Here is a 25,000-nt window from a genome sequence, read left to right as displayed (position 1 = left end):
TGTCGCACAAAAATGCAAAAGCGACGCAGAAACGAAAAAAAACCGGGAAGTGAGCAAAGCGCTTTTTGTAGGAGCCAGGCTTGCCGGCGAAGGCATCCTTAAGAGTGCTTTCGCCGGCAAGCCTGGCTCCTACGAAAAGCATTGCGGGAAGGTTGCCTAGGTTTTCATGTGTTCAGACGGTTCTACCAACGCAACTCGAAGGCATTTGTCGCGCCCGGCTGGATGCTGCTGCCCAAGCGTGCGCACTCGCGAGAAAGGGTGTCGTGCAGCCATTGACGGTCATCCCCTTCGGCGCGACAGATGCGAAAGCCACGCAGGTGAGTGGGGACCAGATCCAGCGACTGCAGGTGACCGTTCGGGTCCAGCGAGGCAAAGTACAGAAGCCCCAGGTCGCCGCGAAAGTCTGTGTGGCCCTCGATGCCTTCGTAGTCGTTCAGCAGGTCACCGCAGCCATAGAGAATCAGGCGTTCGCGGTATACCTCGATGCCCTTGATGTGGTGTGAGGAATGCCCGTGCACCAGGTCAACTCCGGCTTCGTCGATCAAGGCATGGGCGAACCGGACCTGCTCGCGCGGGATATCGAACCCCCAGTTGCCGCCCCAGTGAATGGAGGCGACCACCAGGTCCCGCGGTTTTTTGCCCTGGAGAATCCGTTCGGCCACAGGGCGCAGGCTGTGCATCGAAAGATCTTCCAGGCGCGCGACACCTGCGCGCCTGTCCGTGGCGGCCCAGTCCGAGGGTATGCCACTGTCTGGTGCGCCGAGGCCAAACACCAGCAAGCGCCGCCCGCCAGGCTGCGGCAGCACGGCGGGCGCTTCGGCAAATTGCCGGTCGTGCCCGGCGCCGGCACTGCACACGCCGTTGCTCGACAAGGTATCCAGCGTATCGGCCAGGCCGGCAGCTCCCCAGTCCAGCACATGGTTGTTGGCCAGCACGCAGCAGTCGATGCCGGCTGCGCTGATGGCCGGGAAATTCTCCGGGCTCATGCGGTAATTGATGCCTTTTGGCGCCGGTCGTCCGCGGCGCGACACCGCTGTTTCCAGATTGATGATGCGTGCGTGTGGCTGGCGACGTTCAAACTCATCCAATGCAGCGCCCCAGACATAGGTGAAATCGACGGGGAGGGGAATCGGGCCATTGAGTCTTTCTGCCAGCCGGACGTAAACGCCGGCATTCTTGACGTAGTCTTCGTAAAGCTGCGGATCGCCAGGATGTGGCAGTACTGCGTCGATGCCACGGGCGGTCATGACATCGCCGGCGAGAGACAGCTTCAGAGTATCGGTAACAGCCGCCATGGCACCCTCCAGCATCAAGAGTAAGCATCTGTTTTAAAACAAATATATTTTTGTGTTGGCCTTCCCAGACGAGGAGAAAGTTGATAAATTGCCGCCCGTTCTTGCAGCGGCCCTTACAGGGCTTGTCGCGCAAGGGCACTCGCTACAGATACAGGGGCGTCGCCAAGCGGTAAGGCAGCAGGTTTTGATCCTGCCATGCGTTGGTTCGAATCCAGCCGCCCCTGCCATTTTCCTGATACTCATCCAAGTATGGCCCAGCCGACAGGCAGTGCGGGAGTCCTGGAGAGTCGTCATACAGAAAACGCCAACGCCGATCCGGCCTGGCGTTTTTTTATGCCTGTAAATCCCTCTAGGTGACGTCTTTGACGTTCAGCCGTCTTGCGAGTGCAGCGAGCGCGGCGCCGTAGCGGCGCGCTCGCCAGTCACTCAGTGGGGCGCGCGAGGGATTGTCTTGAGCAGCTCTTCAGGGCTGATGTGGCCGACGACCTGCTGGACCACGCTGCCCGGTTGCGGCAGGTCAAGGATGTGCCCCTTCATCTTGCCGATCACGTGCATCTCGCAAGGCTTGCAGTCGAACTTCAGCGTCAGCACCTCATCGCCATGCACCAGTTGCATCGGCGCGACCTTGGTGCGCACGCCGGTGACGCCCTTGGCCTGCTTGGGGCAGAGGTTGAAGGAGAAACGCAGGCAGTGCTTGGTGATCATCACCGGCACCTCGCCGGTCTCCTCGTGAGCCTCATAGGCCGCGTCGATCAGCTTGACGCCGTGACGGTGATAGAAGTCGCGGGCTTTCTGGTTGTAGACGTTGGCCAGGAACGACAGGTGCGACTCCGGGTACACCGGTGGCGGCTCGGTCTCGGCCTTGCGACCACCACGAGGGTGGGCTTTGATGCGGGCCGCGGTCAGCGCTTCGATGACTTCGCGGCGCAAGGCCTTGAGCTGCGAGTTGGGAATGAAATACGCCTGCGGTGCATCCAGCTCGATCGCCGTGGCGTGGTACTGAGTAGTGCCCAGTTGGCCGAGCAGGTCGTGCAGTTGCTCCAGCGCCTGCTCCGGCTTGTTGGCCAGACCGAATGGACCGTCCAGGGCGACACTGACGCTGACACCTTCCTCGCTGGTGGCCGTCAGTTCCAGGCGATCCTCACGCAGGCGAGCGATCCAGGCAACACCGATCCGGCGCTCGGCGGAGGTCTTGAGCAGGGCCTGGTGCCAGTTGTGGTCGAGGTTGCGGCTCAGCGGGTGATTCGGTCTCAACTGGTGCAACCCTTTTGGCATCTCATTGGGTTCCACACGATAGCGGTAGCGCTTTTCCCCGTCCTCTTCGAACTCGCCCTTCGGCTCGGCGATGTTGGTACGCCAGCCCACGACTTCACGCTTGACCAGCACATTGAGGCCGTCGCCGTTGGACAGCGGTTCGTGGGTGACCACCAGCAGATCGCGCTTGCCGACTTTCTCCACCACGCCCACTGGCAGGCCGGTGAAGGTCGGTGTGTCGAAGGCGCCAATGTCGATCTTGCGGTCGCTGACGAAGTAGTCGGTGCTGCCACGGTGGAAGGTCTTTTCCGGATCGGGCAGGAAAAAGTGCGCGGTGCGGCCGCTGGACGCGCGGGCCAGGTCCGGGCGGTCTTCGAGGACATCGTCCAGGCGCTGGCGATACCAGGCGGTGATGTTCTTCACATAGCCCATGTCTTTGTAGCGACCCTCGATCTTGAACGAGCGCACGCCGGCTTCCACCAGTGCGCGGATGTTGGCGCTCTGGTTGTTGTCCTTCATCGACAGCAGGTGTTTTTCGTAAGCGATGACACCGCCTTTTTCGTCCTTGAGGGTGTAGGGCAGGCGGCAAGCCTGGGAGCAGTCGCCTCGGTTGGCGCTGCGGCCGGTCTGCGCATGGGAAATATTGCACTGGCCGGAGAACGCCACGCACAGCGCGCCGTGGATGAAGAATTCGATCGCCGCATCGGTTTCGTCGGCGATGGCGCGGATCTCCTGGAGGTTCAGCTCGCGGGCCAGTACCAGTTGGGAGAAGCCGGCCTGGTCGAGGAACTTCGCCCGCGCCAGGGTGCGGATGTCGGTCTGGGTGCTGGCATGCAACTCGATCGGCGGGATGTCCAGTTCCATCACGCCCAGGTCCTGGACGATTAGCGCGTCGACGCCGGCGTCATACAACTGGTGGATCAGCTTGCGGGCCGGCTCCAGCTCGTTGTCGTGCAGGATCGTGTTGATGGTGGTGAACACCCGGGCGTGGTAGCGACGGGCGAATTCCACCAATTGGGCGATATCGCTCACCTCGTTACAGGCGTTGTGGCGGGCACCGAAGCTCGGGCCCCCGATGTACACGGCGTCGGCGCCATGCAGGATGGCCTCGCGGGCGATGGCCACATCGCGGGCGGGGCTGAGCAGTTCCAGGTGATGTTTGGGCAGGGACATATTTTTTTAGTCGGGCTTGTCACGGTCGAGGTGCGCATTGTAGCGGCGAAATGTTTGATCGGCACCCATAGGCCCCTCCGGCGACGAGCGGGGCGGCTGGATGAAGCTGTGGTTAGCCTCTGCCCGGCATGTCGATGTGATGTTGATGCACCCGTCGATACAGCGTTGCCCGTGAGATGCCCAAGGCCTTGGCCGCGGCGATGGGTTTCCAGCGATGACGCACCAGGGCATCGATGAGTGCCTGGCGTTCCGGACTGGCGCAGCGTTCCACGGTGTCAGCTGAAGCCGGATCATCGAGTCGATGGCCGAGCAGTTGCTCAGGCAAGTCACTCAACAGAATCAAGTGGGTCTCGCACACCGCACAGGCGTAACGCAGCACGTGCCGCAGTTCGCGCACATTTCCCGGCCAGCGATAGCCGAGCAGGCATTCCAGCGCGGCGCTTCCCAGTTGCACCGCTATCCCACAGGCCGACGATTCTTCTTCGAGTATCCGGTTGATCAAGGCCAGCCGATCGCTGCGCTCGCGCAACGGCGGTAACTGGAATCGCGCACCTCTGAGGCGAAAGTACAGGTCCTCGCGAAACTCCCCAGAGGTCACCAGCGCTTCCAGATCGCGGTGGCTCGCGCAGACGACCTGAATGTCTATCGCTTTGCTGCGCGACGCTCCGAGGGGCGCCACTTCGCCCTCGGCTAAGACCCGTAACAGGCGGGTTTGCAGGGGCAGGGGCATGTCACCGATTTCATCGAGAAACAGCGTGCCGCCGTGGGCCTGTTCCAGCAGACCTTGCATGCCTTTACTCGATGCACCGGTGAAGGCACCGGCCACATAACCAAACAGCTCACTTTCGATCAGGTTTTCGGGAATCGCTGCGCAGTTCAGCGCGATAAAAGGTCGCTCACGGCGCAGGCTGGCCTGGTGCAGCTGTCGGGCGAAGACTTCCTTGCCAGAACCGGTTTCCCCCTGGATCAGCACTGGTAGATTGCGGTCTTTGACCCGCACCGCAAGGCGCAGGCTTTCTTCCAGTCGCGGGTCGAGTTCGGCGGGTGACAGCTCCCGGCGCGCCGGGGTGCGTTTGACCCGCCGTGGCGCGTTGAGTCGTCCATGCAAGGCGTGGCGGCCCCCCTGGCAGTGAAACAGGCAAAGCGATTCGTCCCTGGCCCGATGCAACAACTGTTGATCGAACACTTGGTCGATGTGTTCCGGCAGTTGACCAAAGCTTTGCAACAGCCACTGCCGCGCCGCAGGGTTCAGCGCCTGCAGTCGCCCGTCATCGTCCCAGGCGAGCAGGTAATCGGGTTGGCTGTCGACGTAGCCCGGGCTGTTGTGAGCCCGCAGCACCCAGTAGCCCTGGGCACTGCTCATGAAAAACGCCTGTTCTATTTCCCGCGCGCTCTGCACCACCATCTGCCGGATCAGGTGTTGCGAACGGCGGTCGTCCGCAGATCGTACCGCCGACACATCAAGCACTCCGAGCAGTTCGCCCCGAGGGTCGAAGACGGGAGCAGCAGAGCAGGTGAGCCCGATAAAAGCGGCGCGGAAGTGATCTCGCTTATGCACCGTGACCGGTGTTCGTGCGGTCAGCACCGCGGCCACGCCACAGGTGCCTTCCTCACCTTCTGACCAGCAGGTGCCCAGGTACAGGCCGGCTTTGCGGCAGTCATTTCGGATAGTGCTTTCCACGCGGTAGTCGATGGTCTGGCCCTGGGCATCGGTAAGCAATACGCAGTAATCGGCATCGCGCACGCGACCATGGAGGCGGGCGACTTCTTCGCTGGCGATGCGCAGGAACAGTTCGGAGCGTTCTTGACACTCCTGCAGCACGTTCTGCGAAAGGATCCGTGGCCCTTGTAATGAGCCGGGGTCCAGATGGTGTTGCTCCATGGAGCGGCGCCAGGAATCCAATATCAAGTCCGGCACAGGCAGTTGCGGCAGATGCGCCGCGTTCTTCAAAACACGGCTGACGCAATCCACGTGCGCCTTCGAGTGGGCGGAAAGCATTTAAGGTCTCCGGTTCGATGTTCTTTTAGTTGTGCGGCCATTAAGCGCCGTTCAGGAACGCTCGACAAGCATCGGTTCACTCATGGCGACGGTGAGACGCAACGTCTCAAGGTCTCACCACAAACCCGTGCTGGCTGACATGGGACGTCTCAATCGAGCCTGATCCCAACCCTCATGGGTTCAAATAGGAGCCGCTCTGGAACAGGCATCCTGGCGCTTTTTTGCAAATCTGGCACCGGCCTTGCTCTAGTCCCTGAAACGTAGCCCCTGCAACCTAGTCCCAGCAACCAGTGCGCTGGCAACCCAATAATAAAAAGAGGTGCCCTATGTCCTCCTGCCGAGGCCTTTTCCCTGTTCTACCTGTGGTGCTGGCATGAGTCGCTTGCCATTGACCGTCGGCATCATTGCCAACCCGGCGTCCGGCCGGGATGTACGGCGCCTGACGGCGAATGCCGGGTTGTTTTCCAGCACCGACAAGGTCTCGGTGATCCAGCGGCTGCTGGCAGCTTTTGGTGCCACCGGTGTCGAGCGGGTGCTGATGCCCACCGACATGACCGGTATCGCCGCTGCAGTGTTGAAGAACAGTCATGGCCGCCAGGCGCGTGACAGCCACTGGCCCACCCTGGAGTTCCTCGACCTTACCTTGCGCCAGAGCGTGGCAGACACTCGCCAGGCTGCGCGCTGGATGGCTGAACGCGGCGTGTCGCTGATCGCCGTACTCGGCGGTGACGGTACCCACAAAGCGGTGGCTGCAGAAGTCGGCGACATTCCACTGCTGACGCTGTCGACAGGGACTAACAATGCCTTCCCGGAACTGCGTGAGGCCACCAGTGCCGGGCTGGCCGGCGGGTTATTCGCCAGCGGGCGGATTCCACCCGAAATCGCTTTGCGCCGCAATAAACGTCTGCTGGTGCGGATTGCGAACCGCGACCTGTGCGAAGTGGCCTTGGTGGACGTGGCGGTGTCCTCGCTGCCGTTTATCGGCGCCCGCGCCATCAGCCGTGGGATCGATCTGGCGGAGGTGTTTGTAACCTTCGCCGAACCTCAGTCCATTGGCATTTCGGCGCTCTGTGGCTTGTGGTTTCCGGTATCGCGCCAAGCCCCCAATGGCGCCTGGATGCGCCTTGATCCGCACTCTTGCGAAGCGTTGCTGGTGCCACTGGCGCCCGGCCTGTTGCAAGGCTGCGGCGTACTCGCCGCCGCCAGCCTTGAACCCGGCGTTGCCCATCGTCTGTGCCTGACCAGCGGCACCCTGGCCCTGGATGGCGAGCGGGAAATCGAATTCAACGCCCCTGACTTACCCACCGTTACCCTCGATGCCGGCGGTCCGCTGAGCATCGACGTCAATGCGGCCTTGGCCTATGCAGCGCGAGAGCGGCTGCTGGCCATCGGCCGTGAACATCCGCAACACCCTCTGAACCTTGCACTTTGAACCTGAGCCTCAAGACACCCTGGAGAATAAAAATGTCGACACAGCTGACCGCTGATCAATTGCTGCATGCCTATCGGGTGATGCGCACCATCCGCGTTTTTGAAGAGCGCTTGCACGTGGAGTTCGCCACCGGCGAGATTCCCGGTTTCGTCCATCTTTATGCCGGTGAAGAGGCCTCGGCCGCCGGTGTCATGGCTCACCTGGGGGATGATGATTGCATCGCCTCCAATCACCGTGGCCACGGTCATTGCATCGCCAAGGGCGTTGATGTGTACGGGATGATGGCCGAGATCTACGGCAAGAAAACCGGGGTTTGTCAGGGCAAGGGCGGCTCCATGCACATTGCCGATTTCGAGAAGGGCATGCTCGGCGCCAACGGCATCGTCGGCGCCGGCGCACCGCTGGTTGTGGGCGCGGCTCTGGCCGCCCGACTCAAAGGTACCGACAGCGTCGCGGTGGTGTTCTTCGGCGACGGCGGCTCCAATGAAGGTGCGGTGTTCGAAGCGATGAACATGGCTTCGGTGTGGAACCTGCCGTGCCTGTTCGTTGCCGAGAATAATGGTTATGCCGAGGCCACGGCCTCCAACTGGTCTGTGGCGTGCGATCACATCGCCGACCGCGCGGCCGGCTTCGGCATGCCCGGGGTCACCGTCGACGGCTTCGATTTTTTCGCTGTTCACGAAGCAGCCAGCGCCGCCGTGGAACGGGCACGAGCGGGTGAAGGACCGTCACTGATCGAGGTCAAGCTCACCCGCTATTACGGTCACTTCGAGGGCGACGCCCAGACCTACCGGGCACCGGACGAGGTCAAGTATTTCCGCGAGCACAACGACTGCCTGATGCAGTTTCGCGAACGCACCACCCGGACCGGTTTGATTAATGCCAGCCAGTTGGACCAGATCGATAGCGAAGTGGACCTGCTGATCGAAAATGCCGTGCGCAAGGCCAAGTCCGACCCCAAGCCGAGTGCGGCCGACCTGCTGACCGACGTCTACGTTTCCTATCCCTGAACGCCCCCTATAACAAGAATCGAGACCTTCATCATGGCGAGAAAAATCAGTTATCAGCAGGCAATCAATGAAGCTCTGGCCCAGGAAATGCGCCGCGATCCCACGGTGTTCATCATGGGGGAAGACGTCGCTGGCGGCGCCGGTGCTCCCGGTGAAAACGACGCCTGGGGCGGGGTGCTGGGCGTGACCAAGGGCCTCTATCACCAATTCCCCGGACGTGTGCTGGACACGCCGCTGTCGGAGTTGGGTTATGTCGGTGCTGCGGTAGGCGCAGCGACCTGCGGCGTACGCCCGGTGTGTGAATTGATGTTTGTCGACTTTGCCGGTTGCTGCCTGGACCAGATCCTCAATCAGGCGGCCAAGTTTCGCTACATGTTCGGTGGCAAGGCCTCCACCCCGTTGGTGATTCGCACCATGGTCGGCGCGGGCCTGCGGGCAGCGGCCCAACACTCGCAAATGCTCACATCGCTGTGGACCCACATCCCCGGGCTGAAAGTCGTCTGCCCGTCGTCCCCTTATGACGCCAAGGGCCTGTTGATCCAGGCTATCCGCGATAACGACCCGGTGATCTTCTGTGAGCACAAACTGCTCTACAGCATGCAGGGTGAGGTACCGGAAGAGCTCTATACCATCCCGTTCGGAGAAGCCAACTTCCTGCGCGATGGCAAGGACGTGACGCTGGTCTCCTATGGGCGCACGGTCAATACGGCGATGGACGCAGCCCGCAGCCTGGCCGCGCGAGGCATTGACTGCGAGGTCATCGACCTGCGCACCACCAGCCCGCTGGACGAAGACAGCATTCTCGAAAGCGTGGAAAAGACCGGGCGCCTGGTGGTGATCGACGAAGCCAACCCGCGCTGTTCCATGGCCACTGACATCTCGGCCCTGGTGGCGCAAAAAGCGTTCGCCTCGCTCAAGGCGCCCATCGAGATGGTGACTGCGCCGCACACACCGGTGCCATTCTCCGACGCCCTGGAAGACCTCTATATCCCTGATGCGGCGAAGATCGAAAACGCCGTGCTCAAGTTGATCGAGTGGAGCAAGCGTTCATGAGCCAGATTCATACCCTGACGATGCCCAAGTGGGGCTTGTCGATGACAGAAGGCCGGGTCGATGTCTGGCTCAAGGAGGAGGGCCAGGCGATCGCCAAGGGCGATGAAGTACTCGATGTGGAAACCGACAAGATTTCCAGCAGCGTCGAGGCGCCGTTTTCCGGTGTGTTGCGTCGGCAGATCGCGCGCCAGGATGAAACCCTTGCGGTCGGTGCGTTGCTCGGCATTGTGGTCGACGGCGAAGCCAGCGAGGCCGAAATCGATGCGGTGATCGAGCAGTTTCAGGCCGCGTTCGTACCGGGTGACGGAGCCGAGGAAGACAGTGGGCCGAAGCCGCAGAAGGTCGAACTGGACGGGCGGCTGATCCGTTACTTCGAGCGCGGCGAAGGCGGGGTGCCGTTGCTGCTGGTGCATGGATTTGGCGGAGATCTGAACAATTGGATGTTCAATCATGAAGCACTGGCTGCCGAGCGCCGGGTGATTGCTCTGGATCTGCCGGGCCATGGCGAATCAACCAAACAGCTGGAGCACGGAAACCTGGATGAACTGAGCGGCGTGGTGCTGGCATTGCTCGATCACCTGGACATTCCCGCAGCGCATCTGGTGGGTCATTCCATGGGCGGTGCGGTATCGCTGAACACCGCGCGTCTGGCTCCACAACGGGTACGTTCCCTGACCTTGATCGGCAGCGCCGGTCTGGGCGCGGAAATCAACGGCGATTACCTGCAAGGTTTTGTCGAGTCGGCCAGCCGCAATGCCCTCAAGCCACAGCTGATGCAACTGTTCTCCGACCCCGAACTGGTCAATCGGCAGATGCTCGAAGACATGCTCAAGTACAAGCGCCTGGAAGGGGTGGACGCGGCCCTGCGCCAGCTGGTTTCGGGATTGTTCAAAGAAGGACGACAACAGTTCGATCTGCGCAGCGTGGTGCAAGAAAGCCGGCAGCCGGTGCTGCTGATCTGGGGCGGTGACGACGCGATCATTCCTGCGGCCCACAGTGCCGGCCTGACAGCCCGGATCGAAATCCTGCCGGGCCAGGCGCACATGGTGCAGATGGAAGCGGCCGAGCAGGTCAACCGGCTGATTCTGGACTTTGTGCAACAACACTGATGCTCCCATGGCGACCTTTTTGCGGGGCGCCCTGGCCAACGACTTCAAGGAGATTCCAACATGAGCCTTTCAATTGATCCGACCCGCCGCATGCGTGCCGCTGTCTGGCATGGCCGTCACGATATCCGTGTCGAAGACGTTCCGCTGCCCGTGTCGCCACCTGCGGGTTGGGTCCAGATTCGCGTGCAATGGTGCGGTATTTGCGGCTCCGACCTGCACGAATACGTGGCCGGGCCAGTGTTCATCCCGGTGGATGCGCCACACCCGCTGACCGGTATCAAGGGGCAGTGCATTCTCGGTCATGAGTTCTGTGGCGAGATCGTCGAAATCGGAGCCGGTGTTGAGGGGTTCAGTGTGGGCGAGCCGGTGGCAGCCGATGCCTGTCAGCACTGTGGCACCTGTTATTACTGCACTCATGGGTTGTACAACATTTGCGAGAACCTGGCCTTCACCGGGCTGATGAACAATGGTGCATTCGCCGAGTTGGTCAACGTGCCGGCCAATCTGCTTTACAAGTTGCCGGCCAACTTTCCCGCTGAGGCCGGGGCGCTGATCGAACCGCTGGCAGTGGGCACGCACGCGGTGAAAAAGGCCGGGAGTGTGCTGGGGAAAAATGTGGTGGTGGTTGGCGCGGGAACCATCGGCCTGTGCACCATCATGTGTGCCAAGGCTGCTGGTGCGGCCCAGGTCATCGCCCTGGAAATGTCGGGAGCGCGCAAGGCCAAGGCTCTGGAGGTTGGGGCGAGCCACGTGCTGGACCCCAATGAATGTGACGCTCTGGCGGAGGTACGGCGGTTGACCGGCGGACTTGGGGCGGATGTCAGCTTCGAATGCATCGGCAACAAACACACGGCCAAGCTCGCTATCGACCTCATCCGCAAGGCCGGTATGTGTGTGTTGGTGGGCATCTTCGAGGAACCCAGCGAGTTCAATTTCTTCGAGTTGGTCTCCACCGAAAAACAGGTGCTGGGTGCGCTTGCCTACAACGGTGAGTTCGCTGATGTGATCGCCTTTATTGCCGACGGCCGGCTGGACATCACACCGCTGGTAACCGGGCGCATTCAACTGGAACAGATCGTCGGGCAGGGCTTCGAGGAATTGGTCAACAACAAGGAACACAACGTGAAAATCATCGTTTCACCCGCTCGAGTCTGAGGCACTGGCAAGCGTGCGATTGACGATGGCCCAGCCTGTATAAAAACACCTGCGCGAACCCTTGCGATGATTTTTTGGGGCTGGACAGCGGCGTGCTGGATGTGGGTTTTCAGTACCTGCTACAGGCATAAAAAAAGGACCTCTGAAAAGAGGTCCTTTTGTTTTTCCATGCTTCAGCGCAACGATTGCTCAGTTCTTCACCGTTTCCTCAAGAGAGAAGCGCCCCAGTGGATTCTGCTGGAAGTTTTCGATGTTCTTGCGCGAAATGTTGATGTAAGGGCTGTAGTAAAGGTCGATCCAGTTGACGTCATTTTTGGCGATCTTCTGCAGGTCGACGTACATCTGTTCACGCTTGGCCGGGGCCGCTTCAATACGGGCAGCCGATACCAGATCCTTGACCTTATCGTTCTTGTAGCGGGTCATGTAGTTCATGTTGGTGTCGTGGCCCAGAACGAACGTGGTCTTCTGGTCCGGGTCGAGGATGTCGTTGGTCCAGTACATCACGGACAGGTCGTAGTCACCGTCGACCAGCATCTGCCAGCTCTGGGTGGGGTCAACTTTTTGCAGGGTGGCGGTCACACCGACAGCCGCCAGTTGCTGTTGAACCAGCACGGCAATCTGCTCATCAGCTTCGTTACCGGCGTTGACCACGTAATTCAGCTTCATGCCCGCTGCGCCGGCATCGCTCAGCATTTTCTTGGCTTTGGTCGGGTCGAATGGACGCTTCAAATTGTCGGCGTAGTGGTAAAGCGAGCCTTTGGGAATGTAGGAGTAAGCCTCCTGGCCATGGCCGAAGGTGACGGTATCGACCAGCGATTTTTTGTTGATGGCCATGTCCAACGCCTGACGTACTTCAGGCTTGGCCAGCAGCCCGTGCTCGTGGTTGATCAGCAGGTGATCTTCCCGAGTGGAAGGGTCGGAGTGGATGGTCAGGTTGGGGTCCTTGCGCAGCGCATCGACTCGCGAAAACGGTACGAAGATCGCGGTGTCCAGCTCACCTGCCTGCACCTTGAGCATCCGGGTATTGTCGTCGGGAATGGAAATCCACTCCACGCCATCCAGGCTGACCTTGTCGGCCTGCCAGAAGTGCGGGTTCTTCTCCAGCTTCACGCGATCTCCGCGCAGCCACTCTTTGACAAAAAATGCCCCTGACACCACAGGCTCCTGAGCATAGGCATCTTCGCCCATGCGGGTCATGGCCTTCTGCGAGAGCACCGACACAGTCGGCGAGGCCAATTGCGAGAGGAACGGTACCGACGGGGTGGTCAGGGTGACGACCAGGGTCTGCGGATCGGCCGCTTTCGCCGTGTCGATCAGTTTGTAGGCATCGCTCCACAGCGACGCCTTGTTATCGCGAGTGCGCAACAGACTGAATGCCGCATCATCGGCCGTGATCGGCGAGCCGTCGGAGAATTTCGCCGCGCGCATCTTGAACGTGTAGGTCAGGCCATCGTCGGAGACTTTCCAGCTTTCAGCCAGGCCGGGTTCCATTTTGCTGCCGGCCTTGTCGACCCGGATCAGCGTGTCGTAGACATTGGAAAACACCCAGGTATCGCGGTTTTGCGCGCTTTTGATCGGGTCGAACGTGGTGCTTTCTTCACGGCAACCGATGGTGAGTACACCCGCCGCCTGGGCAATGCCGCTGGCAAGGGTGCAAGCGGTCAATGTGGCTGCGGCGAGCAATTTCAAATGCCTGGATCTCATGGTCAAACTCCTTCTTGATGAGTACGTGGTTTTTTAAAACAGAGGCTCCTCGAGCACGCAGTCGTAACGGCGAGCGTCGAGTTGACGGGTAGGGGGCGCCACCTGGCTACAAGTGGCACGAACGTAGCGACAGCGTGGGTGAAAGGCGCAACCGGATGGCAACTGCAAAGGGCTGGGCGGTTCACCGGGCAAAGGGTCGGTGGGTAGCGCCCGGGCCGGATCGATTTCTGGAATCGACTGGATCAGCGCGGCGGTATAGGGATGTCGCGGGGAGCGAAATACTTCTTCCACCGGTCCTTCTTCGACGATCTTGCCCAGGTACATCACCGCCACCCGATCACAGAGCCGGCGAACGATGGCCAGATCATGGGCAATGAACACAATCGCCAGGTTCATGCGCTGACGCAGCTCCAGCAGCAGGTTGATGATCTGCCCCTGGATGGACACGTCCAGCGCGGCCACGCATTCATCGGCGACGATCAGGCGCGGCTCCACGGCCAGCGCACGGGCGATCCCGACACGCTGGCATTGGCCGCCGCTCAAGGCGTGCGGTTTGCGGTCGGCCAATTCGGGGCGCAGACCGACCAGGGTCAGCAGTTCATCAACACGGGCGGCAATCAGCGATTCCGGCACCTTGCGTTGTACCCGGAGCACTTCTGCCAGGGTCTGGCCGATGCTCAGGCGTGGATTGAGCGCGGCATAAGGGTCTTGGAAAACCATCGCCGTCTCATGACGCAGCCGCTCGATGTCGACTTTCCCGGCATGGGCCATGTCGATGCCATCGAACAGCACCTGCCCGGCGTAAATCTCGTTAAGGTGCAGGATCGCCCGCCCCAGGCTGCTTTTACCGCTGCCCGACTCGCCGACCAGCCCGAGCGTTTCACCCGCCGAGAGGGTCAGCGAGACGCCGTTGACCGCTGTCAGCCATTGCCGGTTCATGCCCAGCAAACCAGTGCCTGGCGCGGCGAAGCGCACATGCAAATCCTTGACCTTGAGCAGGGTCATGAGCGGTCTCCGGCGGCCAAGGGGTAATGGCATGCGATGCGGTGTCCATGGCTGACCGGCTGCAAACCCGGCATCAGTGTTGTGCATCGGTTGCCGATTTGCTGGCAACGCGGATTGAAGCGGCAACCCTGGGGCAGGGCGTCGAGCAGGGGCGGTTGCCCGGGGATGGTTTTGAGCAATGCGTGACCGTGACTGGTGGCCGGCTGACAGTCGATCAACCCCGCGGTGTAAGGGTGGCGTGGATGGGCCAGCACCTCGTGCTTGTTACCGTGCTCGCACAAGCGTCCGGCGTACATCACCGCAATCGAGTCGCAGGTCTGCGCAACGACCCCCAGGTCATGGGTGATCATGATGATCGACAGGCCACGCTGGTCACGCAGATCGAGCAGCAGGCGCAGGATCTGCGCTTGCACCGTGACGTCGAGGGCGGTGGTCGGTTCGTCGGCGATCAGCACGTTCGGGTTGCAACCCAGTGCCACGGCAATCATCGCTCGCTGGCGCATGCCGCCGGAGAATTCGTGAGGGTAACTGTCGACTCGTCGCTGCGGATCGGGAATGCCCACTTGCCGGAGTACGTCGATGGCCTGGGCGCGGGCTTCGCGCTTGCTGGCGCCTTGGTGCAGACGAATACCTTCGCCAATCTGCTCGCCGATGCGCATTAACGGGTCGAGATGGCTGCTGGGGTTCTGGAAAATCATCCCCAATTGACGTCCACGCATGCGGCGCATGCCGGCCTCGTCCAGGTGCAATAGATTTTCCCCGGCCAACTGCACGGTTGTGCCTTCGACTCGCAGGTTTGGCGACGGCAGCAGCCTCATTAAACCGCGACAGGCCATGGTTTTGCCGGAGCCGCTTTCCCCCACCAGTCCAAGCACTTCACCCTCGGCCAGGTCAAAGGACAAGCGATCCACCAGCGTCACCTCGTGCTCACCCTTACGGGCGATAACGCTGAGCTCTTCGACCTTCAGCACAGGCGTACTCATGAGCGTTCACCCAAGTGTTCGGCAACAGCGTCGGCCAACAGGCTGAAGCCCATGGCCAGGGTGACGATCGCCAATCCCGGAAAGGTGCAGATCCACCAGGCGGAGGTAATGAAACTCTGACCTTCGGCGACCATCGTGCCCCACTCGGCGGTCGGTGGTTGAACCCCGAGGCCGAGGTAACTGACCGCCGCGCCGTTGAGCAATACCAGTACCGCATCGGACATGGAAAACACGATCGAACCGAACATCGCGTTCGGCAGCAGGTGCCTGAACAGAATGCGCCCATGACCGAAGCCGAGGCTTTTGGCGGCCAGGGCAAAATCGCTTTCCTTGAGTATCAGGATCTGTGAGCGGATCAATCGTGCGTAGGACACCCAGCCCACCAGTGCCATGGCGATATAGAAACTCATCAGGCCGGGACCGAGGATCGCCATGATCGCCAGCATCAACACCAGGAACGGGAAGGCCAGGATGATATCGATCAGGCGCATACAGAACGTGTCGAAACGTCCGCCGATGTAGCCGGACAAAGCCCCGACACACGTGCCGATCAGAAACGGGAAAATCACCCCGATGACCGCCAATTGCAAGTCGATGCGGGCCGACCAGATCACTCGGGACAAGACGTCGCGGCCAAAATTGTCGGTGCCGAACGGGTGGGCCAGATGGGGCGCCAGCAAGCGAATATCAGTGTTCTGGGCGATTGGATCGAAGGGCGCGATCCAGGGCGCGAAGATCGCCAGCACCAGCCAACCGAGCAGGATTGCCAGGCCCAATCCCATTGCCAATCGAGGGTTGCGCAAACCCAGGCGCAGGTTCAATCGAGGAACCGTCGTTGCCTGGCTGCTCATCGGATTTTCACCCGTGGATCGATGGCGACTGTCACCACATCGGCGAGAAAGTTTACCGCCACAGTGGCGCAGGCCAGCACCATCGCCACGCCCTGGACCACCATATAGTCACGGGTGAAGATGCCTCGGACCAATAACTGGCCGATCCCGGGGATGGCGAACAGACTTTCGATGACCACCGTGCCGCTGATCAGCCAGCCGATGTTCACCGCCAGCAGGTTGACGGCGGGTACGAGCGAGTTGGGTAGCACATGGCGACGAAACACCACGTTTTCAGACAGACCGCGAGCGCGGGCTGCCGTGACATGGTCGGCTTGCAACTCCATCAGCATGCTTGCCCTCAGGTTACGTATCAATACCGCCGATAACGCCAGGGCAATGGTCAGGCAGGGCAGGGCCATGTGGTGCAGTTTGTCCGGCCAGGAACGGCCATAGCCGGAAACCGGAAACCAGCCCAGTTGTACGCTGAATAGCAGGATCAACATGATCCCCAGCCAAAATGCCGGCATGCCGAGGCCGGCGGTGGTGAACAGGCGGATCAGATTGTCGCCCCAACCGCCCTTGTTACGGGCCGCAACGGTGGCCAGCGGCACCGCGATCAACATGGCCAGCAGCACGCTGCCCAGCACCAGAAATAACGTGGGCTCGATGCGCGTGCTGATCAGCTTCAAGGCGTCGACCTTGTACAGCAATGACTGGCCGAGATCGCCGTTGAACAGGTTTTTCAGGAAGTAGAAGTACTGCATCCACAGCGGCTGATCGAGGCCGAACTGAGCGCGCACCCTGAGCAGCCCCTCCGGCGTACTGCGCGAGCCGAGCAGGGCGCGCGCCGGGTCGCCGGGAATCGAGCGCACCAGCACAAACGTGATGAGACTGATGCCGAACAGCACCGGCAGCAGCTGCAGGGGGCGTGACAGGATGAAACGGTAACGCGACAGATTCATCGACTAACCTCGGTGCCGCTGGAGGAAGTCCAGTAACACCGGAAAGTAGGCGTGGGGTTCTTCGTAGAAGGGCATGTGGCTGCTGTTGGGGAACACATGCAGTGCCGCATCCTTGAGCGCCATTTTCATGCGCATGGCACAGGCCGGCGTCAGTTCGTCGTGCTGGCCGGTGGTAATTAATACCGGCATGGTGAAATCGGCCATTTCCTGGAGACGGTTCCAGTTTTTCAGGTTGCCGACGTAGAGAAACTCATTCGGCCCCTGCATGGTTGTGTAGGGCTCCATGTTCCAGTCGCCCAGAGAGCGCGTGACCGGCGCCGGCCACTCGTCCAGGCGGCAGACGTGGCGATAGTTGAGGAGGGTGATTGCCGCTTGGTATTGCGGGTGATCGAGGGTGCCCATGGCTTCATGGCGCTGCATCATGGCCACGGTTTCGCTGCCAAGAGCACCACGCAGACGCTCCAGTTCCTGAGACAGGTGCGGGATATCGCCTACGGTATTTTCCAGAATCAGGGTCTTGAGTGCATGAGGGTGGTAAATGGCATATTCGATCGCCAGCCAGCCGCCCCAGGAGTGCCCCAGCAAATGCACCCGGCCCAGGTCGAGGGCCTGCCGGACGGTTTCCACCTCAGCGACATAACGGGAAATATCCCACAGGGATGGGTCTTGAGGTCTGTCAGATGCGCCGGTGCCGAGTTGGTCGAAGGCGACCACGCGCAACCCCTTGTCCTTGAGCCAGCCATGGGCGTCACGCAGATAATCGCAGGGAAGCCCCGGGCCTCCATTGAGGCACAGCAGGACCTCATCGCCCTCGCCAAAGCTATAAACCACCAGATTGTGGCCATCGACCTCGACGTTATAGTGCTGGTCCGGCTCGATTTCACGCCACATCGCAATTCTCCCTTTATGATGCTGACCGGTTCGGAGGCTAACTAAATGGCCTACCTTACTGAGTAAGTCTTGCGCCCAAAAGCTAGTATTTCTAATAGGTTTTGTCTGGCAGTCCCTCGCCGAGGCGTGGCATTCTACGTGCTGAATTTCAGGATTGAAATTAATTAGGGAGGGCAATGGATGCAGACGAAGCTATCAGACCTCAATCCCCGTCTGTTGTCGGGCAAGAGCCTGGATGAGCAGATGGACAACGCCTTGCTGTTGGCCCAGGAGCTGGGCTTCGATGCGTTGGTGTACGACTACAGCCCGGTGCCGCTGGACCATGAAGGCAAGTTGATCACGCCTTCGGTGCTCAAACTGCGCAACACGCCAGCCGATTGGCATGCGCGTTGGTGTGCAGAGGGTTACTACCAGATCGACCCTGTCCAGCAGGTAGCACTCAATTGTGTTTCACCCTTTGTCTGGTCTTACAAACCCGGGACTGACACCCTGCTGGAGCCGGTCATCAGTCAGTGCCATGCGCCAGTGGTGAATTATCTGGAAGACGCGCAGATGACCTGTGGTGTGTCGGTCCCGATTCATCTGCCCAGAGGTGGCTTTGCCTCCTTGACCGGGCTGCGTACCAGCAGCAGCAGTGTCCTGTGCGATGCCCGGCGGACCCTCGCCGATTTCAGCCTGATTTCCCATGCCTTGCAGGAAGCGGCCTATCCGTTGCTTGGCAAGGAGGCTCACACGCCTCCCGTTCATCTGACCAAACGTGAACGCGAGTGCCTTAAATGGGCGGCTGAGGGGCTGACCGCCGCCGAGATTGCCAACCAACTGAATCGTTCATTGGCCACCATCAGCCTCCATCTGACCTCGGCCATGCATAAACTCGGGGCCAAGAATCGGGTCCAGGCCGTGGTTCGGGCCACCCACTATCGATTGCTCGATAGCTGAAACAGGGCAAAAACCTATCTATTTCTCTAGTTATTTTGAAGGTCTGATCCCGCTATCGTGTGCCGTACGGTTTTTCAGGGGCGGCACGAAGAAATGGAATCTATCGGAATACGCGAAGGCTTCGCACCTTTTGGTCCTTATCAGACCTGGTATCGCGTCACAGGTCACTTTGACGGCAAGAACACGCCGCTGGTGATTTTGCATGGCGGCCCGGGCTGCACGCATGATTACGTCGATGCCTATAAGGACATCGCCGCGAGTGGGCGGGCGGTGGTGCATTACGATCAATTGGGTAACGGTCGCTCGACCCACCTGCCGGAAAAAGACACCTCGTTCTGGAACGTAGCGCTGTTTCTCGAGGAGCTGGACAACCTGCTGGATCATCTCGGTATCAGCGACAATTACGCACTCCTGGGGCAATCCTGGGGCGGCATGCTCGCCAGCGAACACGCGGTACGGCAACCTGCGGGACTACGGGCCTTGATCCTCGCTAATTCCCCGTCGGACATGCGCGTCTGGGTTCAGGAAGCCAACCGTTTACGTCAACTGCTGCCTGCCGGGGTCCATGAAACTTTGCTTGAGTACGAACGGGCAGGGGATTTTCAAGCGGCCGCCTATCAGGACGCTTCGAGGGTTTTTTACGACAACCATGTGTGTCGCGTCATTCCCTGGCCCGAAGAAGTCGCGCGTACGTTTGCCCAGGTCGATGCCGATCCCACCGTTTACCATGCGATGAGCGGGCCGACGGAGTTTCATGTGATAGGTAGCCTGAAAGACTGGACCATCGTCGACCGTTTGCCGCAGGTCAACGTGCCGACGCTGGTGATCTCAGGGCGCTACGATGAAGCAACACCGACGGTGGTCAGACCCTTTCTGCAGCAGATCCCGAATGTTCGTTGGGCGTTGTTCGAGAACTCCAGCCATATGCCCCATGTCGAGGAGCGGGTCGGCTGCATGGGAACGGTGGTGAGGTTCCTGGATGAGTGCTTGAACGGGGCGATGGCTGGCGATCGCAAGCTTGAAGAGCTCTCACTCTGACCCGTGTCTTTCCTGTTCCGTGGCAAGAAGAATCCACCGTCGCTGACGAGCACACCTCGACCGTTGGATTCCGCTGCCAGGGTCATATCGGTCACGGCCACCCCCAAACTTGTTTCGTTTTCAAGCCGCCGGCATTTGCTGGCGGTGGTAGAGGAACTCGAGGACCGTTGTGCGATAGCGGTGGTACTCGGGGTCGTTGGCCAGCACCAGGCGATTGCGCGGTTTTGCCAGGCCAACGCTAAGGATCTCACCGACGGTGGCCGCCGGCCCGTTGGTCATCATCACGATGCGGTCGGAGAGCAATACGGCCTCATCGACATCATGGGTGACCATCACCACGGTGCTCTGAGTGGCGGCAACGATACGCAGCAGCTCGTCCTGAAGGTGGGCGCGAGTGAGGGCGTCGAGCGCGCCGAAGGGTTCGTCCATCAGCAGTATTTTCGGCTCCATGGCCAGCGCGCGAGCGATGCCGACACGCTGCTTCATGCCCCCGGAAATCTCGCTGGGATACTTGTGCATGGCATGCTCAAGACCGACCATTGCCAGCGCCGCCTCGGTACGCGCCTTCAGCGCGGCCTTGTTTTCGCGTTTGCCGAATACCTTCTCCACAGCCAGGTGCACATTACCGAAGCAAGTCAGCCAGGGCAGCAGGCTGTGGTTTTGAAACACCACTGCGCGCTCAGGGCCGGGACCGTCGATCTCGCGACCGTTGCATATCAAGCCGCCGCCATTGGCTTCAAGCAGACCGGCGATCAGGTTCAGCACCGTGGATTTGCCACAGCCTGAATGGCCGATCAACGAGACGAACTCGCCACGAGCGATGCTCAGGTTGACGTTGCTGAGGGCCTGGAAGCGGCCTTTTTTGGTGTCGAAGTGCTTGCTGACCTGGGTCAGCTCGACGAATTTAGTCATCTCGGTTCTCCTGCATCGGGTAAGCGTCAGGTGCGGGCAACCCAAACACCCGCGCGGGCGTCGGTTCAGTTGGTGTAGTCGAAGCGTTTGGCGATCCACAACAGGCCCTGCTCGAGCAGCAGGCCGACCAGACCGACGATGATGATGGCGATGAGAATGTGCTCGACATTGAGGTTGTTCCATTCGTCCCACACCCAGAAGCCCAGACCGACACCGCCGGTGAGCATTTCTGCGGCGACGATCACCAGCCACGCCACGCCGATGGACAGGCGAATACCGGTCATCAGATGCGGCAGCACCGAAGGAAACAGGATGTGGGTGAACACCTTCCATTCGCTGAGCTTGAGCACCCGCGCGACGTTCAAGTAGTCCTGCGGCACGCTGGCGACCCCTGCGGCGGTGTTGAGAATGATCGGCCAGATCGAGCTGATGAAAATCACCCAGATCGATGCCGGGCCGGCGGCCTTGAACACCAGCAGGCCGATCGGCAACCACGCCAGCGGCGAGACCGGACGTAGCAGGCTGATGATCGGCGCGAACATACCGCCTAGGAAGGCGAAGCGGCCGATGGCGAAGCCCAGCGGAATACCGAGCAGGGCGGCGAGGCCGAAGCCGATGCCGACCCGGCCAAGGGAGGCCAGTACGTTCCAGCCAATGCCCATGTCGTTCGGACCGTTGTCGTAGAAGGGGGCGCTGAACAGCTCCAGGGCTGAATACCAAGTAGCGAGCGGGCCGGGCAGGCCCTCACTGCGTGCGGCTATAAACGCCCAGACGGCGAGAAACAGGGCGATACCCAATGCTGGGGCAATGCCATCCCTGGCGCGTTGACGCAACCCGCTCAGGAAGGGAGAGCGACGCTCTGGCTGGGTACTCGCCGTAGTGGTGGGCGGCGCTGGCAACTTGAGGGGTGCGTTCATGGCGGGTTACTCCGGTCAGGCTTTGATGGTGAAGGAGTTGGCATAGGCGGCCGGATTGGAGCCGTCCCAGACCTTGCCGTCGATCAGGGTGCTACTGCGCAGCGGACTGCCCGGTACAGTCAGGCCAAGCTGGCTGGCGGCTTCGCCGTAGAGTTTTGTCTGGTTGATAGACTTGGCCACACCGGCGTAGTCCACATCCTCCTTGAGCAGGCCCCAGCGACGGAACTGAGTGAGGAACCACATACCGTCCGACAGGTAGGGGTAGTTGACGCTGCCATCCTTGCAGAAGGACATCGCATGCTCGTCCGTCCATTGGTTGCCTGACCCGTCGTCATAGTGGCCGAGGAAGCGTTGTTCGATCACTTCGACGGGCGCATTCACGTAGGCCTTGCCGGCAATCAGTTGGGCGGTGCTTTTTTTGTTCTCTACGCTGGCCTCGATGAACCGGCTGGCGTCGAGCACCGCCATGGTCAACGCCCGGGCGGTGTTGGGGTATTGCTCGACGAAGGCACGGGTGGTGCCAAGGATTTTCTCCGGGTGATCGGGCCAGAGTTTCTGGGTGGTAACGGCGGTGAAGCCGATGTTGTCGGCAATCGCCCGGGCTCCCCAGGGCTCGCCGACACAGAAGCCGTCCATGTTGCCCACGCGCATGTTGGCGACCATCTGTGGGGGTGGCACCACGATGGTCTTCACATCGGTCAGCGGGTTGATGCCGAGGCTGGCGAGCCAGTAATTGAGCCACATGGCATGGGTGCCGGTGGGGAACGTCTGGGCGAAGGTCAGTGGCGTGCCACCTTGCTTGACCTTGGCGGCCAGTTGCTCGCCATTGGTCACGCCCGCTTGCTGCAACTGTTTGGAGAGGGTGATCGCCTGGCCGTTCTGGTTCAATCCCATGAGCATGGCCATATCTCTCTGCGGCCCGCCGATGCCCAGTTGCACGCCATAGATCAGGCCGTAGAGCACATGGGCAGCATCCAGTTCGCCGTTGAGCAGTTTGTCGCGCACGCCGGCCCAGGACGCCTCTTTGCTCGGCGTGATAGTAAGACCGTATTTTTCGCCGAAACCCTGGGTTGCCGCCACCACGACTGACGCGCAGTCGGTGAGGGGAATGAAACCGACCTTCAGTGCAGCTTTCTCCGGCGCGTCGCTGCCGGCAGCCCAGACTGCGCTACGCAGAAAGCCTGGCACGACAACATCGAGGGCGGCGATCCCGGCGACAGTACCTGCCGTCACCAGGGATTGCTTCAGAAAGGTGCGCCGGCCGGGGTGTACCGGATGTTGCGAGTCACGCTCATCAGTCATAACCACATCCTTTTTTTAGGGGCAAAAAAAAACGGCGTGCGCCAGGCTCCCTCGATAGAGGGACCTGACGGACGCCGTTGTCCGGAAAGTGCAGCACGCCGCCATTGGCGTGCCGCATAAGTCTGTTAGTCAGTAGTAGCAAAGGGCTTGCCAAGTTTATGTCCGAGTTTTTTTATGCAAAAAAAATCAATTGGTACAAAGGCTTGAAGTAGTTTTGTGATGTTTTCTAAAAAGATATCGAAGGGGGCGTAGAGCCGGGGGAGAGCGAAGCACTGATCGCTTTTTGGGCAGCTTGGGTGCGAGGTGAACTAAAACAGCTCTCCTGCGCACCGTTGCGAAGTCGAATGGAGGTAAGCCTTAGCCCAGATCCCGGCGGATGGCGTCGAGGCGCTCGTCGAGCAAGGGGGTGAGCAGGGCGTAGCACTGCGCTGGGGAGATGGACACTGTCGTTGTACCGATCAGGCAGCGTTGCAGTCGTTCGAGAGCGTTGTGCAGCGAGCGGGGGGCATGCCTGAGCAAGCGCTCGTGCAGGTACTGCAATTGAACAAGCATTTGCAGTGGGCAATTCTGATGGGCGGCGGCGCGCACCGACAGGCCGCGCAGCCGCCCCAGGTCTTCCAGCTCCCAACAGCGCTCGGCGATGCTCGGGGGCTGCAGATTAAGCGCGCAGCGCCGCAGTTCGAGGTTCTGGATGGCGCCGAGCAAGTCTTGCAGCAACCGGCAATGGCCCTCGAAATCCGCAGGTTCGCGGCGTAATGCGTTCCAGGCCTGGCACTGTGCGCTATACGGCCATTCTTTCCAGCGTTGGTCGAGCGAATGACCCAGTGCCTGGCAACGTTGCTGTGCCTCGCGGGAGGTCTGTCCGCCGAGACCGCGATGCTGCTGCAGACCTTGCAACAGGTCGAGACCCAGCAAAAGCATCTGTCTGAGTCCCGCGTCGTTGTGTGGCAGACGGGTTCGTCGGGATTGCCCACCATCGAGTGCGGCGGCGAATTGTAGGTTCATGGGCGGTTTCCGACGGTGAGCTGGTTGAGATAATGGGTCAGGTCGTGCAGCGCATGGGTCCGCGTACTCTGCTCTTGCACCGTGGCATTGACCTGTTGCAACTGTTCGCTGAGGTCATGATTGGCTTGCTGGTGCTCGCTGAGCGCCTGCTGCATGGCGCCGAGGTGTTGCAGATTGATCTGGCTATGTTGAGCCAGGTCGTCGAGGTTGGCGGCGAGTTGCTCGCTCTGTTGGCTACCGGCTGCCAGCAGGCCGCGGTGTTCCTTGACCTCGCCATCCACTTGGCGCACGGCCATGGCGATCGCCGTCGCGGCTGTGGTGATTTCATGGGTAGCCCGGTCCGTGGCTTGGGCCAGGCTGCGGACCTCATCGGCGACCACGGCGAAACCGCGACCGTGCTCGCCGGCACGGGCCGCTTCGATGGAGGCATTGAGTGCCAACAACTGGGTCTGTTTGGCCAGTGCCTGAATGCTATTGACGGTGCTTTCTACTGCGCTGGTGCGCTGCAGCAATGCTTCCACGGCGTGTGCGGTATTGCCCAGGCTGTGCTGAATGGCGCGCATGCTATCACCCACTGAGCGCGCCTCCAGACAACCGGTTTCGCTCATGGTATGGGCGTTGGCGAAGGCTGCCAGCGCGCCCAGGGCCAAGGCATCAATGCTGTGTAAGGTCTGATCGATTTGCTCGCTGGCGGTGGCGATCATGGCGATTCGTTGGCTCTGTTCCTCACCTTGGTCGCGGGCCTGTTGAGACATTTGCTCCAGCGCATGACTGGCGAACTGTACTTCGCTGCGCAAGCGTTCGTTGTTGCGCAGTTGCATGCTGGCGGCCACCAGTAGCGTCGCTGGGTCGGCATCCCGGGAGCTGCGCAGCAGTTGTGCAAGTTCAGTGTCCCAGAATATCTGTAGATGGCGTTGATGACGCTCACGAAGATGCCACGCGCACCCCAGATAGAGGACGCCAGGTATCAGGGCCAGTGCGCTTGCTGGCTGTTCGGCCAGTGCGAGACCGCAGGCGCCGAGGGCCAGC

The 25,000-nt window shown here is 60.7% G+C and carries 21 protein-coding genes and 1 tRNA gene; 8 read left to right on the top strand and 14 right to left on the bottom strand.

Going from position 1 to position 25,000, the window contains the following annotated elements; translation table 11 throughout:
* Nucleotides 1–182 precede the first annotated feature (182 nt).
* Nucleotides 183–1,295 (bottom strand): CapA family protein, encoded by a 1,113-nt coding sequence (locus tag KW837_RS07435; RefSeq protein WP_218395066.1) that lies wholly within the window; start codon nucleotides 1,293–1,295, stop codon nucleotides 183–185.
* Nucleotides 1,296–1,447: 152 nt separating this feature from the next.
* Between KW837_RS07435 and KW837_RS07430 the strand changes: the two genes are divergently transcribed.
* Nucleotides 1,448–1,522: transfer RNA gene (locus KW837_RS07430), tRNA-Gln, on the top strand.
* Between the two features lie 199 nt (nucleotides 1,523–1,721).
* Here the strand turns inward: KW837_RS07430 and KW837_RS07425 are convergent.
* Both KW837_RS07425 and KW837_RS07420 read right to left on the bottom strand, forming a co-directional pair.
* Nucleotides 1,722–3,722 (bottom strand): U32 family peptidase, encoded by a 2,001-nt coding sequence (locus tag KW837_RS07425; protein WP_218395065.1) that lies wholly within the window; start codon nucleotides 3,720–3,722, stop codon nucleotides 1,722–1,724.
* Between the two features lie 112 nt (nucleotides 3,723–3,834).
* Nucleotides 3,835–5,721, bottom strand: coding sequence for a sigma-54-dependent Fis family transcriptional regulator (locus KW837_RS07420; RefSeq protein ID WP_218395064.1), 1,887 nt, complete (start codon nucleotides 5,719–5,721; stop codon nucleotides 3,835–3,837).
* 373 nt (nucleotides 5,722–6,094) lie between these two features.
* Between KW837_RS07420 and KW837_RS07415 the strand changes: the two genes are divergently transcribed.
* The 5 genes from KW837_RS07415 (at nucleotide 6,095) to KW837_RS07395 (ending at nucleotide 11,480) form a co-directional block, all read left to right on the top strand.
* The gene (locus KW837_RS07415) at nucleotides 6,095–7,153 is read left to right on the top strand and encodes an ATP-NAD kinase family protein (protein WP_218395063.1); all 1,059 of its coding nucleotides are present in this window, start codon (nucleotides 6,095–6,097) and stop codon (nucleotides 7,151–7,153) included.
* Between the two features lie 32 nt (nucleotides 7,154–7,185).
* Nucleotides 7,186–8,163, top strand: coding sequence for a thiamine pyrophosphate-dependent dehydrogenase E1 component subunit alpha (locus KW837_RS07410; RefSeq protein WP_218395062.1), 978 nt, complete (start codon nucleotides 7,186–7,188; stop codon nucleotides 8,161–8,163).
* 33 nt (nucleotides 8,164–8,196) lie between these two features.
* On the top strand, nucleotides 8,197–9,216 hold the full coding sequence (locus KW837_RS07405; protein ID WP_192344526.1) for an alpha-ketoacid dehydrogenase subunit beta: 1,020 nt from the start codon (nucleotides 8,197–8,199) through the stop codon (nucleotides 9,214–9,216).
* Nucleotides 9,213–10,325 (top strand): acetoin dehydrogenase dihydrolipoyllysine-residue acetyltransferase subunit, encoded by a 1,113-nt coding sequence (locus KW837_RS07400; RefSeq protein ID WP_218395061.1) that lies wholly within the window; start codon nucleotides 9,213–9,215, stop codon nucleotides 10,323–10,325. Before KW837_RS07405 ends, KW837_RS07400 begins: the two co-directional genes overlap by 4 nt.
* Before the next feature lie 90 nt (nucleotides 10,326–10,415).
* A complete protein-coding gene (locus KW837_RS07395) occupies nucleotides 10,416–11,480 on the top strand; it encodes a 2,3-butanediol dehydrogenase (RefSeq protein WP_256348618.1) in 1,065 nt (354 codons plus the stop codon).
* Nucleotides 11,481–11,669: 189 nt separating this feature from the next.
* On the opposite strand, the gene KW837_RS07390 is transcribed toward KW837_RS07395, so the two are convergent.
* From KW837_RS07390 to KW837_RS07365, 6 genes are read right to left on the bottom strand one after another with little or no spacing between them, the layout of a single operon-like run.
* Nucleotides 11,670–13,184 carry an ABC transporter substrate-binding protein gene (locus tag KW837_RS07390; protein ID WP_218395059.1) on the bottom strand — a complete coding sequence of 505 codons (1,515 nt, stop codon included), beginning with the start codon at nucleotides 13,182–13,184 and terminating at the stop codon, nucleotides 11,670–11,672.
* Nucleotides 13,185–13,217: 33 nt separating this feature from the next.
* Nucleotides 13,218–14,189 (bottom strand): ABC transporter ATP-binding protein, encoded by a 972-nt coding sequence (locus KW837_RS07385; protein ID WP_218395058.1) that lies wholly within the window; start codon nucleotides 14,187–14,189, stop codon nucleotides 13,218–13,220.
* Nucleotides 14,186–15,172 (bottom strand): ABC transporter ATP-binding protein, encoded by a 987-nt coding sequence (locus tag KW837_RS07380; protein ID WP_218395057.1) that lies wholly within the window; start codon nucleotides 15,170–15,172, stop codon nucleotides 14,186–14,188. Before KW837_RS07380 ends, KW837_RS07385 begins: the two co-directional genes overlap by 4 nt.
* A complete protein-coding gene (locus KW837_RS07375) occupies nucleotides 15,169–16,023 on the bottom strand; it encodes an ABC transporter permease (RefSeq protein ID WP_218395056.1) in 855 nt (284 codons plus the stop codon). The genes KW837_RS07380 and KW837_RS07375 overlap by 4 nt, the downstream gene beginning before the upstream one ends.
* Nucleotides 16,020–16,967: an ABC transporter permease gene (locus KW837_RS07370; protein WP_218395055.1), complete on the bottom strand. Its 948-nt coding sequence runs from the start codon at nucleotides 16,965–16,967 to the stop codon at nucleotides 16,020–16,022. Before KW837_RS07370 ends, KW837_RS07375 begins: the two co-directional genes overlap by 4 nt.
* A gap of 3 nt (nucleotides 16,968–16,970) precedes the next feature.
* Complete coding sequence (locus KW837_RS07365; RefSeq protein ID WP_218395054.1) at nucleotides 16,971–17,858, bottom strand: proline iminopeptidase-family hydrolase; 888 nt, start codon at nucleotides 17,856–17,858, stop codon at nucleotides 16,971–16,973.
* Between the two features lie 180 nt (nucleotides 17,859–18,038).
* On the opposite strand from KW837_RS07365, the gene KW837_RS07360 reads away from it, so the two are divergent.
* Both KW837_RS07360 and KW837_RS07355 read left to right on the top strand, forming a co-directional pair.
* Entirely contained in the window at nucleotides 18,039–18,797 is a 759-nt protein-coding gene (locus KW837_RS07360) for a LuxR family transcriptional regulator (RefSeq protein ID WP_123494874.1), read from the top strand.
* A gap of 93 nt (nucleotides 18,798–18,890) precedes the next feature.
* Nucleotides 18,891–19,835: a proline iminopeptidase-family hydrolase gene (locus KW837_RS07355; protein ID WP_218395053.1), complete on the top strand. Its 945-nt coding sequence runs from the start codon at nucleotides 18,891–18,893 to the stop codon at nucleotides 19,833–19,835.
* 120 nt (nucleotides 19,836–19,955) lie between these two features.
* Here KW837_RS07355 and KW837_RS07350 read toward each other — a convergent pair whose 3' ends face one another.
* The 5 genes from KW837_RS07350 to KW837_RS29025 all read right to left on the bottom strand — a co-directional run bounded on the left by KW837_RS07350 (nucleotide 19,956) and on the right by KW837_RS29025 (nucleotide 24,534).
* The gene (locus KW837_RS07350; protein WP_218395052.1) at nucleotides 19,956–20,747 is read right to left on the bottom strand and encodes an ABC transporter ATP-binding protein; all 792 of its coding nucleotides are present in this window, start codon (nucleotides 20,745–20,747) and stop codon (nucleotides 19,956–19,958) included.
* A gap of 65 nt (nucleotides 20,748–20,812) precedes the next feature.
* Nucleotides 20,813–21,664 carry a nitrate ABC transporter permease gene (gene ntrB, locus KW837_RS07345; protein WP_218395051.1) on the bottom strand — a complete coding sequence of 284 codons (852 nt, stop codon included), beginning with the start codon at nucleotides 21,662–21,664 and terminating at the stop codon, nucleotides 20,813–20,815.
* A 15-nt stretch (nucleotides 21,665–21,679) separates the two neighbouring features.
* The gene (locus KW837_RS07340) at nucleotides 21,680–22,966 is read right to left on the bottom strand and encodes a CmpA/NrtA family ABC transporter substrate-binding protein (protein ID WP_218395050.1); all 1,287 of its coding nucleotides are present in this window, start codon (nucleotides 22,964–22,966) and stop codon (nucleotides 21,680–21,682) included.
* A gap of 357 nt (nucleotides 22,967–23,323) precedes the next feature.
* Nucleotides 23,324–23,971, bottom strand: a complete 648-nt coding sequence (locus KW837_RS07335) for a hypothetical protein (protein ID WP_218395049.1) — start codon at nucleotides 23,969–23,971, stop codon at nucleotides 23,324–23,326.
* Nucleotides 23,968–24,534: a methyl-accepting chemotaxis protein gene (locus tag KW837_RS29025; protein ID WP_371317122.1), complete on the bottom strand. Its 567-nt coding sequence runs from the start codon at nucleotides 24,532–24,534 to the stop codon at nucleotides 23,968–23,970. Before KW837_RS29025 ends, KW837_RS07335 begins: the two co-directional genes overlap by 4 nt.
* Nucleotides 24,535–25,000: the final 466 nt, after the last annotated feature.

Source organism: Pseudomonas sp. PDM24 (assembly GCF_019218905.1).
Lineage (GTDB): Bacteria > Pseudomonadota > Gammaproteobacteria > Pseudomonadales > Pseudomonadaceae > Aquipseudomonas.
Note: the sequence above shows the minus strand (reverse complement) of the source record. Positions and strands in the feature narration are given on the sequence as shown.